This window comes from Hoeflea sp. (assembly GCF_039975035.1).
GTDB lineage: Bacteria > Pseudomonadota > Alphaproteobacteria > Rhizobiales > Rhizobiaceae > Hoeflea.
The window spans coordinates 20,636-36,134 of record NZ_JBDWHW010000267.1; the positions used below are offsets into that span (position 1 = coordinate 20,636).

Sequence of the window (15,499 nt, forward strand, 5' to 3'; positions counted from 1 at the left end):
TCGCCTGCCCGCCAAAACAAGCGCCATACCCAAATCCGGAACCGAATCCTGCCTATTCAACCGTAACGGACTTCGCCAGATTGCGCGGCTGGTCGACATCGGTGCCCATGAACACCGCCGTATGATAGGCGATCAGCTGGACCGGCAGGGCGTAGAGGATGGGCGCGACGATCTCGTCGACGACCGGCAGCACGATGGTCGCCATGGTTTCAAGCGTGGTGGCCGCTGCGCCCTTGTCGTCGGTGATGAGGATGATGCGCCCGCCGCGCGCGGCGACTTCCTGCATGTTGGAGACGGTCTTTTCAAAATGCCGGTCGTGCGGTGCAATCACGATCACCGGCATGGTCTCGTCAATCAGTGCGATCGGACCATGCTTGAGTTCACCCGCGGCATAGCCTTCAGCATGGATATAGGAGATTTCCTTGAGCTTGAGCGCCCCCTCCAGCGCCAGCGGGAAGCTGGTTCCGCGCCCCAGATAAAGCACATCCTTGAAACGCGACAACTCGCGCGAGAGCGTTTCGATCTGCGGCTGGATCGCGGCGAGAACTTCGTTGAACAGCCGTGGCGCCTCGACCAGCGCCTGAACCATCTTGCCCTCGTCGTCTTCGGACAAGGTGCCGCGCGCCCTGCCCGCGATCATGGCCAGCGCCGCCAGAACCGAAAGCTGGCAGGTAAAGGCCTTGGTCGATGCAACGCCGATCTCGGGGCCGGCCAGGGTTGGAAACACCGCATCGGCTTCGCGTGCGATGGTGGATTCACGCACATTGACCACTGCGCCGATGGTCAGCTTGTTGTCACGGCAATAGCGAAGCGAAGCCAGGGTGTCGGCGGTTTCGCCGGACTGCGAGATGAACAGCGCGGCCATCTTGCCCGTCAACGGCATTTCCCGGTACCGAAACTCCGATGCGACATCGATTTCCACCGGCAGCCGGGCAAACCGCTCGAACCAGTATTTGCCGACCAGACCGGCATAATAGGCGGTTCCGCAGGCGGACATGGCCAACCGGTCGAGATTGGCGAAATCGATTTGGACGGATTCGAACTTCACACGCCCTTCCGCAAAATCGATGTAGTGGCTGAGCGTGTGCGACACCACCTCCGCCTGTTCATAGATTTCCTTCTCCATGAAATGCCGGTGATTGCCCTTGTCGACCACATAGGCCGCGTCGCGCGAAATCTGGCTTGACCGTTCGACCCTCTGGCCGGACTGATCGTAGATTTCAGCATGGCTATGGGTAATGACCACCCAGTCGCCATCTTCAAGATAGGTGATCTCGTCGGTGAACGGCGCCAGGGCGATGGCGTCCGAGCCCAGATACATCTCGCCCTGCCCGTGCCCGATGGCCAGCGGCGGCCCGGAGCGTGCGCCCAGGATCATGTCCGGCTGATCGTCAAACAGCACCGCAAGCGCATAGGCGCCCTCAAGCCGGGACAGCGTCTTTTGCATCGCCTCACGCGGGGCCAGGCCCTGCTTGCGGTAAGCCGCCAGCAATTGGGCGACGACTTCGGTATCCGTCTGGCTGTGAAACTCCGCTCCGTCGGCAACGAGTTCGGACCTGAGCGTGGCGAAATTTTCAATAATGCCGTTGTGGACCACGGCCACGCCGCGACAGAAATGCGGATGCGCATTGGCCTCGGTCGGTGCGCCATGGGTGGCCCAGCGGGTATGACCGATCCCGACATGGCCTGCCAGCGGCTCCTCCCCGAGCTTGCGATCGAGATTGGCAAGTTTGCCCTCGGCGCGGCGGCGGTCGAGCTTGCCGTCCCTGACGGTGGCGACGCCGGCTGAATCGTAACCGCGATACTCAAGCCGTTTCAGCGCATCCACCAGAAGCGGTGCCACCTCGCGGTTGCCGACGATGCCAACTATGCCGCACATGCAGTTCTCCCGGATATTGAGTTGGCAAAGCTCTTATCGAGCAACACCTGTTTAGACCAGTGTCCTGGTGCCCAGGACACGCTCAATTTTCGTGACACCACGTAACCCCGAGACCTGCTCCGGACCGGATCACGCTTTTTTGGTCAGCGCCTTGATGGCGGCGATCTTTTCCCTGAGCCGTTCAGCCCGGCCCGGCTTGGTCTCCTGCCGCGCCCGGCCGATCGCCAGTGCGTTGTCGGGCACATCCAGGGTGATCACGCTTCCAGATCCGACATAGGCGCCGTCACCGATCCTGACCGGCGCCACCAGCGATGAATTCGATCCGATGAAAGTCCCTGCCCCGACCTCGGTCACATGCTTGTTCTGGCCATCATAATTGCAGGTGATCGTGCCCGCGCCGATGTTCGCTCCGGCTCCGACCACGGCGTCGCCGATATAGCTGAGATGATTGACCTTGGCGCCGGCGCCAATCTTGGCTTTCTTGATCTCACAGAAATTGCCAACCTTGGTCTTCGCCGCCAGTTCGGTGCCCGGGCGAAGCCGCGCAAACGGCCCGATCATCGCGCCAGGGCCGATATCGGCACCTTCGAGGTGAGTGAAGGCATGGATGGTGGCGGCCGCCCCGACGCTCACACCGGGTCCGAACCAGACATTCGGTTCAATCGTGACGTCGTTGCCGAGTTCGGTGTCATGGGACAGGAACACGCTGGCGGGATCGATCATGCTGACGCCTGACAGCATCGCCGCGTGCCGGGCGCGGGCCTGCCATACGGCTTCGATTTCAGCCAGTTCGGCGCGGGTGTTGCACCCCATCATGTCTTCTTCGGATGCTTCGATGGCAACACATTTCAGGCCGCGTGTGCGGGCGATCTCGACGATGTCGGTCAGGTAATATTCACCCTTGGCGTTGTCATTGCCGATGGCTTCAAGCAGGCTTGCCGCTTCCGTTCCTGAAAAGGTGATCACGCCGCCATTGCAGAAATCGATGGCACGCTCGTCGGCGGAGGCTTCCTTGTGCTCGCGGATCGCGATCAATTCGCCATCACGCTCGATCAGCCGGCCATAACCGGTCGGGTCTGCAGCGCGAAAGCCCAGAACCACAATATCCGCGCCGCTGGCACGTTGTGATATCGCCGCCAGCAGGCTTTCGGGATTGATCAGCGGCGCATCGCCATAAAGCACAACGATATCGTCAAAGCCCTCATTGATGATCTCGCGCGCCATCAGCACGGCATGGCCGGTTCCCTTGCGCTCGGTTTGCTCCACCGTTGCCACGGGAACATCATGCCCGGACCTGGCGGTCTCGGCGACCAGCGCGGCATCGCGGCCGACCACAAGCGCTATCTTGCTGACGCCAGCAGCCGCGGCGGTGCGCGTCACATGGGCGATCAGTGGAAGATTGCCAACAGTGTGCAGCACCTTCGACCTCGAGGATTTCATCCGTGTCGCATCACCCGCTGCAAGCACGACAGCCAGACATGTCCGCGCCATTCAACCACCTCTTCATCGAATCGCTTGTTTACCCCTGCCGGAGCCTATAGCACCGGACGCGGAATTTATCTCTTTCAAGCCACCTTTGCCAAGATATGGAAAACGAATGCCTCCAGCCCCCGCGCGTGCCGAAAGACCATCGCTGAAGCGCTTCGTTCCACTCACGGTGATGCTTCTAACCCCATTGTTCTTTTCCTCAAACCTTGTTTTCGGGCGTTACACGATCCCTGAAGTCGCACCTTTCACATTGGCTTTCCTGCGCTGGGGGGCTGCGGCGTTGCTGCTGTCTCCGTTCCTGTGGATGGCGCGCGACCGGGTGCGGAGCTACGTCACCACCTACCCGTTGCACTGGATGACAATGGGATTTCTCGGCATGTGGATTTGCGGCGGGGTCATCTACTACGCATTGCAATTCACCACGGCGACCAACGCCACACTGATCTATACCACGTCGCCATTGATGATCATCATTCTCGAGCGGCTGTTTTTCGGTCGTCCGACAAGCTGGCGCGAAATGGCCGGTATCCTTGTCGGGTTCTTCGGCGTGGCGTTCATTGTCCTGAAAGGCGATCTTGGCACTCTGGCCAGTTTGTCCTTCAATCTCGGCGATCTGATGTGCATTGCGGCTGCACTTGCCTGGGCGGGCTATTCGGTGCTGCTCAAGGGGAAACGCACCGCCGGACTTCCGGTGTCCGCCCTGTTTGCGGTGATCGCCCTGTCCGGAGCAATTCTTCTCGCACCCTTCGCAGCGTGGGAATTTCTGACGGGCGCCCGGATGCCGGTCACCTGGACGGCATGGGGCGGAATTGCCGGCATCGTGGTGTTCTCGTCGCTGCTGGCATTTTCGGGCTATCAGTACGGCGTGGCGCGGCTCGGCGCATCGACGGCGAGCGTTTTCATGTATCTGCTGGCGCCCTACGGTGTCGGCCTTGCCGCGCTGGTGCTGGCCGAGCCGTTCGAGATGCATCATGCCATCGGGATCATGACGGTGCTCTCCGGCCTGATTTTGGCAACCGCGCCCATACGCCGCACCTGAAACCACCAACCGGGCGGCGTTTTCGGCTCAGCCGATGGCGCCGAGCGCAGGAAATGTCTCGAGCAGCCAGTAGGCCATAGTGGCCATCCCGCCGGTGAGGAACAGGATCCCGGTCAGCACCAGCAAGGCCCCGGTGATTTTCTCGACGGTTCCAAGATGTTGCCGGAATCGTTGCGCGAACCGCATGAAACGCTCGGAAAACAGCGCCGCGATCCAGAACGGCACCGCCAGGCCAAGCGAGTAGGCAGCCAGCAGCAGCGCGCCCGAACTGACCGTCTCGCGCGCCGCGGCCACGCCCAGCACCGCGCCCAGCACCGGACCGATGCAGGGGGTCCAGCCGAACGCGAAGGCAAGCCCCATCAGGTAGGCGCCCGACAGCGTCGCAGGCTTGCCGCCGCCGGTGAAGCGGGCTTCCCGCGCCAGCAGACCGATCCTGAACAGTCCGAGAAAATGCAATCCCATCAGGATGATCACCACGCCGCCGAGCTTGGCCAGCAGGTCCATGTGCTGGCGCAGCGCACCGCCTATGCTTGATGCGCCGGCGCCCAGAGCGACAAACACGGTGGCAAATCCCAATGTGAAAAACAGCGACGCGAAAAACACCGCACGGCGGGTCTCTGAAGCCCTGGCTTCAGCAGCGGCACCGCGGAAATCCTCCACAGACACGCCTGCCATATAGCACAGATACGGCGGCACCAGCGGCAGCACGCAGGGCGACAGGAACGACAGCGCGCCTGCCAGAAGAACGGTGAGTAATGGAATATCGGCGATGGACACGAAACCGGAGCCCTTCATGACAGGTTTTTGGATCGCCCCGGGGCGGCCCTGATTGGTTCGGGCTCCTTTTAATGCTCCGGTCGCTGCTGCGCCAGTCACGTTTTGGTTTGCGTTGCGTGAAGGAGAGGTTGGCTGCACACCCGCAGCGATGCCGCGACACCTCCCCGACCCGGCTCTCCCAAGCGCTTGAAGGCCCTTTGGAGAGACCCGGAATTTTCTACGGTATCCGCACTGTTTTGCGGTTGACCATAGGCTGATGCCTCCCTATGTTCCGCGCCACTCACGGGGTTTGGCGCAGACGCGCCGGACAAGATTCGGGAGCGCGTAGCTCAGCTGGTAGAGCAACTGACTTTTAATCAGTAGGTCCGGGGTTCGAACCCCCGCGCGCTCACCAAATAAATCGATAGCTTATGCTCAAAACGATGTTACGTGCCGCTACGCAGTAAGCGCATAGTTAAGTCAACCAATTGGAATTCGATTCATTATACAGAGCCGATGCACCGCTCAATTCGGCTCAATAATTGCCTGAATTATGCAGCAACCTGATCCCCGTACATTTCACATTGCCGCTCCAGAAAGGTCGGCGCTGGATGATGACCCATGATTGCAAGCGCAACGGCACGACACCCCTGTTGGCCGCGCTCAACATCCCTGATGGCATCGTGACCGGCGGAACATGCATGACTCCGACATCAGGCGTTCATCCGCTTCCTGCATATATCGTTTCGTCCCAGAACAAAATGAAAAGCCAACCCCTTCACATGGACAGCCGATCCCGACAAAATCTTCGCCGCAGTCAAAAGAGAGTACCAAGCGTCAGATTCTATCCGTTAGAATTTTTTAACTCTTGAAGTTACGATCCAACATGAAATGGAAACGATCTGAACGACTACCGGCTTACGCAGGTAGGATCGCCGACGTGCTTTTCCAGGTCCTGAAGTAGGGTGTCTTCGGTGATGGCGCTATTTGTGGTCGGAAAGTCCCCCCCTACCCCAAGACCATTGACCCCAACTGCGTTTCTTCAATACCAAGGACTCCCGCTGTAGTTGCAGAAGGATAAATAGTTGGGCAATTGTTGCACCACCCGGAGCGGGACCATCCCGCCGCTATCGCGGACTGATTTTGTAACGCCGCCTTTACCAGAGGCACCATTGCTAAGGGCCCCGATCTGGCCCCTTCGCAATGATTTTGCAATTTCCCGATGATGATCAGTCTGTTTCGGGAATGCGCCGTGGTGTGATAACTTTCGCCCTTCATTTCGAGATTATGTACATGATGCGTGAGCCGGTCGAGGAGCCCGCTGGCCAGTCGCTGTGCCGTTTCAGTAGGTTGGCGGACTGATCGCCCAGATGACGACGGTGTCCTGATCAGTCGGATTGGCATAGCGATGCAGCCGCTCGCTGGAAAATGCAAAGCTGTCGCCTTCGTTCAGCCGAATGTGCTGATCATCAAGCCACAGGTCCAACTGGCCTGAAATGATAATACCGGCTTCTTCGCCACGATGGTTGTAAGGATCGGCACCGCTTTCCGATCCTGCGGGGAAGATACAGCGCAACAGCTCGATCGTACGGTCCAGATTGGGCGACAGCAACTCGTCCGTTATCCCACTGTCGAACGACAGGCTTCGCCGCGCATGGGCGCGCACGACCGTATCGCGCAGATCCGCATCGCCGTCGGTTTGCGGCGGAAAGAACCAGCTGATGGTCACGCCGAGAGCGCGGCTGATCGTATGCAGCGCCTTGACCGACGGGCTGGAGATTCCGCGTTCGACCTGGCTGAGGTAGCCCTTGGACAGACCGGTTGCCTCGCTCAACTGGCCGAGCGTGGTGTCGCGTGCCTTGCGCAGCCCGCGGATTTCCCGCCCGACGCGAGGGTCCAGATCCAGTACATCCCCGAGGTTGACGGTTTCCTTTGCATCGTAGGCACGCCCTTTGACATTCGACGGGCGGAGAACCTTGGGAAGGTCTGATGACATTGGCATTCCTTGCGACTGTGTTTTCATGCTGATGCAAGTTTAGTCCGTCCTTTGCAATATGCAAAGCGCATGAACAAGTATCTAGATTCGATCATAATTGTGAATTTTTCTATTGCAAAGTTCACTGACTGGTTTCATCCTGCCGCAACGAGGCTTATGGTGGGGGATTTATCAGGGTGCCTAAATCCGTAGACGTTGTCATTGTTGGAGGCGGGATCGCCGGTTGTTCCATTGCCTATCATCTGGCAAAGCTGGGCATCACCGATGTCGTTCTCCTGGAACGCAAGCAACTGACCTGCGGCACCACATGGCATGCCGCCGGGCTGGTCACCCAGTTGCGCGCCACTCGCAATATGACCGAGTTGGCCAAATACACAGGCGAGCTGTTCAACAGGCTTGAAGCCGAGACCGGGCAAGCCACCGGATTTCGCCAGAACGGCTCGCTTCGGCTGGCCACCCATGACGCACGGCTGGAGGAGCTCAAGCGCGGCGCATCGATGGCGCGCAATTTCGGGCTCGAGGCGCATGAGGTCACCCCGGCCGAAATCAAGGAGCGGTACCCGCTGGTCGAAGTGGACGATCTGGCGGGAGGCATCTGGATGCCCAGGGACGGCCAGGTCAACCCCACCGACGTCACCATGGCGATGGCCAAAGGTGCGCGGCAAAACGGTGTCACAATTCGTGAAAACACCCCGGTCGAGCGTATCCTCGTCGAAAACGGCCGCGCAGTCGGCGTGGTGCTCTCCAGCGGCGAGGAAATTCGCGCCGGCAAGGTGGTGATCGCGGGCGGTATGTGGTCGCGCGATCTGGCTGGAGATATTGGCGTATCTCTGCCCTTGCACGCGGCCGAGCATTTCTACATCGTGACCGAACCGATCCCGGATCTGCCCAGCGATCTGCCGGTGATGTTTCTGGGCGATGAGTGTTCTTACTACAAGGAGGACGCGGGCAAATTGCTGCTGGGCTGCTTTGAACCCGACGCCAAGCCCTGGGGGCACAACGGCATCCCCGACGATTTCTGTTTTGATTCACTCCCCGAGGATTTCGACCATTTCGAACCGATCCTCGAAATGGCCGTGCGCCGGGTTCCGGCGCTGGCCAATGTGGGGATCCAGTTGTTTTTCAACGGCCCCGAGAGCTTCACACCGGATGACCGTTATCTTCTGGGGGAGACCCCCGAGGTGCGCGATTTATTTTGCGCCTGCGGCTTCAACTCGGTGGGGATCCTGTCGTCGGGCGGTGTCGGCAAAGCGCTGGCCGAATGGATTCGCGACGGATATCCGCCGATGGAACTGGCGGACGTGGATGTGCGCCGGATGCAGCCATTTCAGTCCAACTCGCGCTATTTGTTCGACCGCACCAAGGAAACGCTGGGCTTGCTGTTTGCGATGCACTGGCCTTACCGGCAATTCGAGACCGCCCGCAATGTGCGGCGCAGCCCGTTCCACGACCGCCTGCTCAGCGGCGGCGCGGTCATGACCGAAGCCGCAGGGTTTGAGCGCCCCGGTTTCTTTGCGAGCGAGAGCCGCCCAAAAGAGTTCGGCTATTCCTATGGCCCGCAAGGCTGGTTCGGCGACGCGCGCGCCGAATGCCTGAACACCGCCGAAAACGTCACCCTGTTCGATCAAAGCTGTTTCGCCAAATTCCTGCTGCAAGGCCGCGACGCCTGCCGTGTGCTCAACCATGTTTCAGCCGCCGACGTCGACACCCCCATCGGCAAGGTCGTCTATACACAATGGCTGAACGATCGCGGCGGGATCGAGGCCGATGTGACCATCACCCGCATCGCGCCCGATGCCCACATGATCGTGACGGTCGGGGCGTCGCAAACCCGTGATTTTTCGTGGCTGACACGCAGCATCCCCGAAGACGCGCATGCCTTTGCCACCGACGTGACCGCCGGGCTACCTATGCTGGGGCTGATGGGGCCGAAATCGCGTGCGCTTCTGGAAAAAATCTCGGGCGCAGACCTCTCCGACCGTGCCTTTCCCTTTGGCACCAGCCGCGAGATCGAGTTGGGCTATGCCCGCGTCCGCATCAGTCGCCTGACCTATGTGGGCGAACTGGGCTGGGAGATCTATGTGGGTGCCGATTTCGCCTGCCACGTATTCGATGTACTGACCCAGGCCGGAGCTGATTTCGGGCTGCGCCATGGCGGTTATTTTGCGATCAATTCCATGCGTATGGAAAAAGGCTATCGCCACTGGGGCCACGACATCGGCGAAGAGGATACTCCGCTTCAGGCCGGTCTCAGCTTTGCCGTGGGCTGGGACAAACCCGATTTCCGAGGCCGCGACGCGCTGCTGCGGGCGCGTCAGACCAAGCCCCAGACCCGCCGCCTGATCCAGCTGAAACTGGACGTGCCCGATAGCCCGCCGCTGCTTTACCACGAAGAGCCGATATTGCATGACGGCGTTATCGTCGGCTCGGTCACGTCGGGTGGCTATGGCCACCGCGTCAAGGCCTCGCTCGGCATGGGCTATATCACTCACAAGGACGGCGTCAGCGCTGAGTTTCTCCGCTCCGGCACCTTCGAGGTCGAGGTGGCATGCAAACGCTATCCCGCCCTGGTCCAATTCAAGGGGTTTTACGACCCTGGCAACGAACGCATCCGCAGCCAGCAGTGAAAGGGCACATCATGAACCACGTCATCGAACGGCTGAAGCAGATCAGCAATCACGTCTATATCGACGGCCAATTGCGCAAAAGCAAGGCAACGGAGACCGTCGACGTCATCGAGCCCGCAACCGAGACCGTGCTGGGATCGATTGCGCAATCGCCCACTGCCGAGATCGATGAAGCGCTGGCAAGCTGCGCCCCGGCGCAAAAGAAATGGTGGCGCGATTTCTCGGCGTTGGACCGCGCCCACGCGATACACGAGATGGCCGACAAGCTGCGCGAAATGCGGCCCCTTCTCGCCGAGGCGTTGACCCGCGAGATGGGCAAACCCTACAAGGAATCCTGCGACGAAGTTGACTGGAGCATCCATTCGCTGCGTCATTCCGCCGAAATGGGGCGCAATGAACAAGGCCGTGTGATGGGGCCTGCGGTGGCCCGACAGTTCCACTATACGCTGAAACAGCCGCGCGGCACGGCAGCACTGATCATGCCGTTCAACTATCCGCTGGTCCTGCTCTGCTGGGAAGCGGGCGCGGCGTTGGCGACCGGTAATGCCGTGATTGTAAAGCCCTCGGAATACACCTCGCTGACCACCTTGTTGTTCGCAGAAGCCACCAAAAGTCTGCCCGATGGCCTGTTCCAGATCGTCACGGGTGGGGGGCGCGTGGGACAGCACCTGGTCGAACATCGTGACACCCATGTCATCGCGTTTACCGGCAGCGTGCCGGTGGGTCGCGCCGTCGCCAAGGCCTGCGGCGAGCGGATCAAGCCCAGCCTGATTGAAACCTCGGGCAACGACCCGTTCCTGATCATGCCTTCCGCCCCGCTGGACGTCGCGGCCCGTGCAGCGGCGTTCTCGGCCTATATGAACTGCGGACAAATATGCGTCTCGGCCGAGCGGTTCTACGTCCATCAGGACATCCATGATGAATTCGTAGAAAAGCTGATCGCGGAAACCGCGAAACTGCGGATCGGCAACGGGCTGGACCGGGTCGACATGGGGCCGATGGTATCATCCAAGGAACGCGACCGGTATGAGACCCTGCTTAACGGCGCAATTGGCGAAGGTGCGCGCGCGGCGATCGGCGGCAGCCGGCCCGCCGGGTTCAACCGGGGCTGGTTCGTCGAACCCACCGTCCTGGTCGATTGCACACCCGAGATGAGCGTCTTTCACAATGAAAGTTTCGGCCCGGTCGCACCTATCTGCAAGGTTCGCGATTTCAATGAGGCGATGGATTTGGCCAATGCTTCCGAATTCGGACTGGGTGCCAATATTTACACAATGGACCTTGAGGAGACCATCCGCGCAACCGAGGAATTGCAGGCCGGCATGGTCTGGGTCAACGCGCCCCTGCTGGACAATGACGCCGGCCCATTTGGTGGATCGAAACTCAGCGGAATGGGACGCCAACTCGGACCGGAAGGCCTGGAGATGTTTCGCGAGACAAAGATGATCATGATCGATCCACGGTCTGAAACGCAGGACTTCTGGTGGTTCCCCTACGCCGACGACACAATGCATCCAAAGGCAAAATAGGCGAAAACTACGCACAGCACTCATTCATTCTGGGAGGAACAACATGATGAGTAACTCAAACCTGGCGCCCGAACTGGAGCGTCGCTTGGAGCAGGTCGAGCGCGAAGCGCAGACCAGCCCTGCGCTCGGAGCGAAGGACTGGTTGTTCCTGTTCGTCTCCGGCGTACTCTTGCCCGCACTGCTGCTGATCTGGGGGTGGATGTGATGACCGATCAAACATCAACCCGCCCCACGGGCGAAAGCGCCGATGAAACCAACTGGCCCTTGATGAGATCCGAGCGCAGCTGGAGCCAAATCGAGATCTTCGTTGTCCTGCTGGTCGCGGCAGCAGCCACATGGTGCTACATCATCGGCGAATATGTCGGTTATTACCTGAACTTCAAGATGGGCTTTGCGGCGATGACCGCCGGCTCGATGATCGGCATGTTGCTGGTCACTCTGGCGGTAATTCCCGCCGCGGGGCGCTATGGCATCGATTCCATCGTCAGCACACGGCCCCAGTTCGGCAGCCGGGGCTGGATCATCCCGGTGTTTCTGCAATACACATCGATTATTGGATGGAACTGCCTGCTGCTGATCTTCTTCGGAAAAACAGCGGTGCAGTTGCTGCTGACACTGGGCCTGATCAGCGAGGCGTCAGGCGGGATCGTCCAGATCATCTCGGCGCTGCTGGCCTGTGCGCTGGTCTTTGGCGTTCTGCTTACCGGCAAGACCGGCCTCGAACGCATCTCGAACGTGCTGTTCTTCTTCATCGTCGGCGTCGGCGCCTGGATGACATGGCTCCTGGTCAGCACCAAAACCGGCGAAATCACCGCGGCCGTCCCGGCCTATGCCTCCGGCAGTCTTCGCTGGGATTATATCACCGGCATCGAGATCGCGATCGTCAGCCTGTTGTCCTGGTGGCCCTATGTCGGCGCTATGGTGCGCGTCGCGCCGGACGCCCGGACATCCGTGAAACCTGCGATGCTGGGCATGGGACTTCCCGTGCCGCTGCTCAGCGTGATCGGGTTGGCGGCCATTCTTGCCCTCGGGATTTCGGACCCGTCGCAATGGATGGTGGAACTGGGCGGCTCGTTCTACGGATCGATTGCCCTGGTGTTCGTGCTGGCGGCCAACTTGGGAACGGCAATTGCCGGGGTCTATGCCACATCCGTTGGCCTGCGCTCGGTCCCGGCGTTCCAGCGTCTGCCCTGGACGGCGACCTTGTTGCTCGCCCTCGTGCCGGTGGCGGTGATCACGATTTTTCTGCCTGATCTCTTCTTCAACAATTTCGGGACTTTCGTGGCCTTCATCGGCGTGTTCTTCGCTCCGATGTGTGGCATCCAGATTGTTGACTACCTGATTCTGCGCAATCAAAGGCTGAACCTGCGCGCACTCTATGATCCATCCCCCGATGCGGCCTATTACTATTGGGGCGGCTTCAATCCTGCGGGAGTTGCCGGGATGATCGCGGGCTTTGTGACCTACATCTATCTGCTGAACCCGATCAGCTATGTGTCGCGCTCGCCCTATGAGTACCTGACCGCTTCACTGCCCGCGGCAGTCCTGGGCGGCCTGGCCTTCTGGGTCGTCACAGTCGCCGTCGTTCGCCCCTCGGGGCGGGGAGAGTATAGGTAGCTGGAACCATAATCCGGATCGACGCTTTGTTGCGTCGATCCTGGAGTATCCGTGTTGATCAAGACGGATACTCCAAATGCCCAACATCCGGAGGAACCACGACTGTCGCAACCTGCGCTACAGAAGCGATTTGACGGATAGGAAATAGGGCATGATCGCCCCCTCCTTCATGCCTCCGCAGCAACTGCGTGGTTGCGGATTCAAAGCGTCACTACGCGCCGCAATCAACAGCTGCTCTGATGTTGGCGCGCTGATCCGACACCGAATCCATTTCACGCAAACACGAAATCACTGGCATCGATGAGACCAGCCGCACCGAAGGCGATGAACTGGCCGCCGCCGTTGTAGGTCACATAGGCGTCCGAACCGGCGTCAGTGATGGTCAGGTCGGCCATCGAGTTGACCAATGAGTGATTGGCGAAGTTGAAGGTGTCCAGACCGTTTTCGAACTGCTGGATGAAATCGTTGCCCGAGCCACTGAGGAAATAGAAAATGTCATTGCCGGCTCCGCCGATCATCTGGTCGTTGCCGGCCCCGCCGAACAAGGCGTCATTGCCGTCCCCGCCAAAAATCGTGTCATTGCCCCCGCCGCCGAACAACACGTCATTGCCGATACCGCCACCAATCGTGTCATTGGCAGATCCACCGGTCAGAATGTCAGCGCCGCCGGCGCCGCCAATCGAGACCGCAGTCGCGAGACTGCCGGCACTGATCGTGTCATTGCCGCTGCTGCCCGAGGCGCTCTCCATGCCGGCGCCGAGTGTGATGTTGACACCTGCCGCATCGATGACGATGGCCTGGTCGAAACCCGCGCCGCCAAGGATCGTGGTGTCGTTGCCGATGATGTACATCTTGTCGTCGCCGGCGCCGGCATAGAAGCTGTCAGCGCCTGCGCCGCCGAAGAAGGTGTCGTCGCCGTCACCACCGATAAGAATATCGTTGCCGTCACCGCCGGCCAGCGTATCATTGGCCGAACCGCCGGTCAGGAGGTCAACGCCGCCGCCACCGCCGATGGTGATGGCCGTGGTCAGGCTGCCGGCATTGATCACGTCATTGCCGGCGTTGCCCGATACATTCTCGACGCCCGAGCCTATCGTGATGTTGACACCGGAGGCATCGAGCACGATCACCTGGTCATACCCCGCATCACCCTGCAGCAGGGTGTCATTGCCCACCACATAGAGCTTGTCGTTGCCTGCCCCGCCAATCAGTTCGTCAGCGCCCGCGCCGCCAAACAGCAGGTCGTTGCCGTCGCCGCCCTCGAGCCGGTCATTGCCATTTGCACCACTGAGTGTGTCATTGCCGGCACCGCCCCTGAGCGTGTCTGCAGCGCTGCCGCCGATCAACTGGTCAGCGCCACCGGCGCCATCGATCGTAACAGCAGTTGTCAACCCGCCGGCATTGATGCTGTCGTTGCCAGCGTTGCCCACGGCATATTCAATGCCCAGGCCCAGCGAAACAACCACGCCCCCCGCATCAAGCACGATGGCCTGGTCGTAACCGGCATCACCGCGCAACAGGGTATCGTTGCCGACAACGTAGAGCTTGTCATCGCCAGCACCGCCAATCAGCTGATCCGCACCGGCGCCGCCGTAAAGGATATCATTGCCGGCGCCGCCATCCAGAAGATCGACGCCGTTCCCGCCGGCAAGCGTGTCGTTGCCGTCTTCTCCGTACAACTCGTCATTGCCGTCGACGCCAAGGAGCGTGTCGTTGCCGCTACGGCCCCACAGACGGTTGCTGCCTGAATCGCCGGTAATCGTGTCATTGCCGACCCCTCCACGCACATCCTCAATATTTGAAAGTGTGTAGGAAAACGCCGTTCCGTTTGAAGTCCCGGTCGCAGTTCCGGCACCGAGATTGACAGTCACCGCCCCGCTTATGTCGCCCTGGTCGAACCTGACGCGGTCCCGGCCACCGCCGCCATTGATGATGTCATCGCCGCCAAGCCCGATGAAGCTTTCATCGGCGTTGCTGCCAACCAGTACATCGTTAAAATCGGTGCCACGAACTTCCCAGAATGTGCCGCTCAGCGTATCGGCAAAGCCGAAGCCGTCATTGGAGACAGTGCCAGTCGCCAGATTGACGTTCACTCCATTGTCGCCGCCACGATAGTCAAGCCGCACCAGCCCCATACTGCCGCCTTGCACGGTGATGCTGTCAGCGCCGCGACCGCCGGAAACGCTCATCCACTGCTGAGCGTTCAGCTTCAGGTTGAATGTGTCATTGTGGTTGGTGCCACGAATTCCAAACCCGCCATTGTACCATCCGGCATTTAACGGGTTGGCGATATCGGTTATGGTATCCGTCCCGTTGACGCCCTTGTTGACGCTGGCAAAATTGGTGGTGCCATTGATGGTGGCCGATATGGCTGCAGACAAAGAACCGTAGGAGAGGTCCTGATAGCCGTTCAAACTCTGAGAGCCTGATCTGAAAGTTATTGAGTGATATCAGTGGGATGTGATTCCGTCGGATTGTCAAAGATTCGATGGAGGCCACTATGTCCTGGACTGATATCACCCGCGCTGAGCATAACCGCAAATCCGACCGCTATCCAACCGATTTGAC

Annotated in this window: 10 protein-coding genes, 1 tRNA gene and 2 pseudogenes; 7 read left to right on the forward strand and 6 right to left on the reverse strand. The window is 60.0% G+C overall.

The window, feature by feature from the left end:
- Window positions 1-52: 52 nt before the first annotated feature.
- On the reverse strand, window positions 53-1,879 hold the full coding sequence (gene glmS, locus ABJN75_RS24020; RefSeq protein ID WP_348442209.1) for a glutamine--fructose-6-phosphate transaminase (isomerizing): 1,827 nt from the start codon (window positions 1,877-1,879) through the stop codon (window positions 53-55).
- 129 nt (window positions 1,880-2,008) lie between these two features.
- Window positions 2,009-3,370: a bifunctional UDP-N-acetylglucosamine diphosphorylase/glucosamine-1-phosphate N-acetyltransferase GlmU gene (gene glmU / locus ABJN75_RS24025; RefSeq protein ID WP_348442210.1), complete on the reverse strand. Its 1,362-nt coding sequence runs from the start codon at window positions 3,368-3,370 to the stop codon at window positions 2,009-2,011.
- A gap of 106 nt (window positions 3,371-3,476) precedes the next feature.
- Between glmU and ABJN75_RS24030 the strand changes: the two genes are divergently transcribed.
- Window positions 3,477-4,406 (forward strand): DMT family transporter, encoded by a 930-nt coding sequence (locus ABJN75_RS24030; RefSeq protein ID WP_348442211.1) that lies wholly within the window; start codon window positions 3,477-3,479, stop codon window positions 4,404-4,406.
- Between the two features lie 27 nt (window positions 4,407-4,433).
- Here ABJN75_RS24030 and ABJN75_RS24035 read toward each other — a convergent pair whose 3' ends face one another.
- Window positions 4,434-5,183, reverse strand: coding sequence for a cytochrome c biogenesis protein CcdA (locus tag ABJN75_RS24035; RefSeq protein ID WP_348442219.1), 750 nt, complete (start codon window positions 5,181-5,183; stop codon window positions 4,434-4,436).
- Window positions 5,184-5,501: 318 nt separating this feature from the next.
- Between ABJN75_RS24035 and ABJN75_RS24040 the strand changes: the two genes are divergently transcribed.
- Together ABJN75_RS24040 and ABJN75_RS24045 are read left to right on the forward strand one after the other, a co-directional pair.
- Window positions 5,502-5,577 (forward strand) — tRNA-Lys (locus ABJN75_RS24040).
- 169 nt (window positions 5,578-5,746) lie between these two features.
- A pseudogene (locus ABJN75_RS24045) lies at window positions 5,747-6,017 on the forward strand (hypothetical protein); the annotation flags it as partial.
- Between the two features lie 405 nt (window positions 6,018-6,422).
- Here the strand turns inward: ABJN75_RS24045 and ABJN75_RS24050 are convergent.
- Window positions 6,423-6,515 (reverse strand): annotated as a pseudogene (locus ABJN75_RS24050) (ATP-binding protein); the annotation flags it as partial.
- Window positions 6,505-7,158, reverse strand: a complete 654-nt coding sequence (locus ABJN75_RS24055) for an XRE family transcriptional regulator (protein WP_348442212.1) — start codon at window positions 7,156-7,158, stop codon at window positions 6,505-6,507. The gene ABJN75_RS24055 and the pseudogene ABJN75_RS24050, both read right to left, overlap by 11 nt.
- Before the next feature lie 176 nt (window positions 7,159-7,334).
- Between ABJN75_RS24055 and ABJN75_RS24060 the strand changes: the two genes are divergently transcribed.
- Genes ABJN75_RS24060 through ABJN75_RS24075 form a run of 4 tightly spaced genes read left to right on the forward strand, consistent with a single transcriptional unit; the run spans window position 7,335 to window position 12,931 of the window.
- Window positions 7,335-9,785, forward strand: a complete 2,451-nt coding sequence (locus ABJN75_RS24060; RefSeq protein ID WP_348442213.1) for an FAD-dependent oxidoreductase — start codon at window positions 7,335-7,337, stop codon at window positions 9,783-9,785.
- Window positions 9,786-9,796: 11 nt separating this feature from the next.
- Window positions 9,797-11,314 (forward strand): aldehyde dehydrogenase family protein, encoded by a 1,518-nt coding sequence (locus tag ABJN75_RS24065; protein WP_348442214.1) that lies wholly within the window; start codon window positions 9,797-9,799, stop codon window positions 11,312-11,314.
- A gap of 43 nt (window positions 11,315-11,357) precedes the next feature.
- The gene (locus tag ABJN75_RS24070; protein ID WP_348442215.1) at window positions 11,358-11,519 is read left to right on the forward strand and encodes a hypothetical protein; all 162 of its coding nucleotides are present in this window, start codon (window positions 11,358-11,360) and stop codon (window positions 11,517-11,519) included.
- Window positions 11,519-12,931 carry a cytosine permease gene (locus tag ABJN75_RS24075; RefSeq protein ID WP_348442216.1) on the forward strand — a complete coding sequence of 471 codons (1,413 nt, stop codon included), beginning with the start codon at window positions 11,519-11,521 and terminating at the stop codon, window positions 12,929-12,931. The genes ABJN75_RS24070 and ABJN75_RS24075 overlap by 1 nt, the downstream gene beginning before the upstream one ends.
- Window positions 12,932-13,203: 272 nt before the next feature.
- Here the strand turns inward: ABJN75_RS24075 and ABJN75_RS24080 are convergent, their stop codons facing one another.
- Window positions 13,204-15,345: a calcium-binding protein gene (locus tag ABJN75_RS24080; protein WP_348442217.1), complete on the reverse strand. Its 2,142-nt coding sequence runs from the start codon at window positions 15,343-15,345 to the stop codon at window positions 13,204-13,206.
- Window positions 15,346-15,499: the final 154 nt, after the last annotated feature.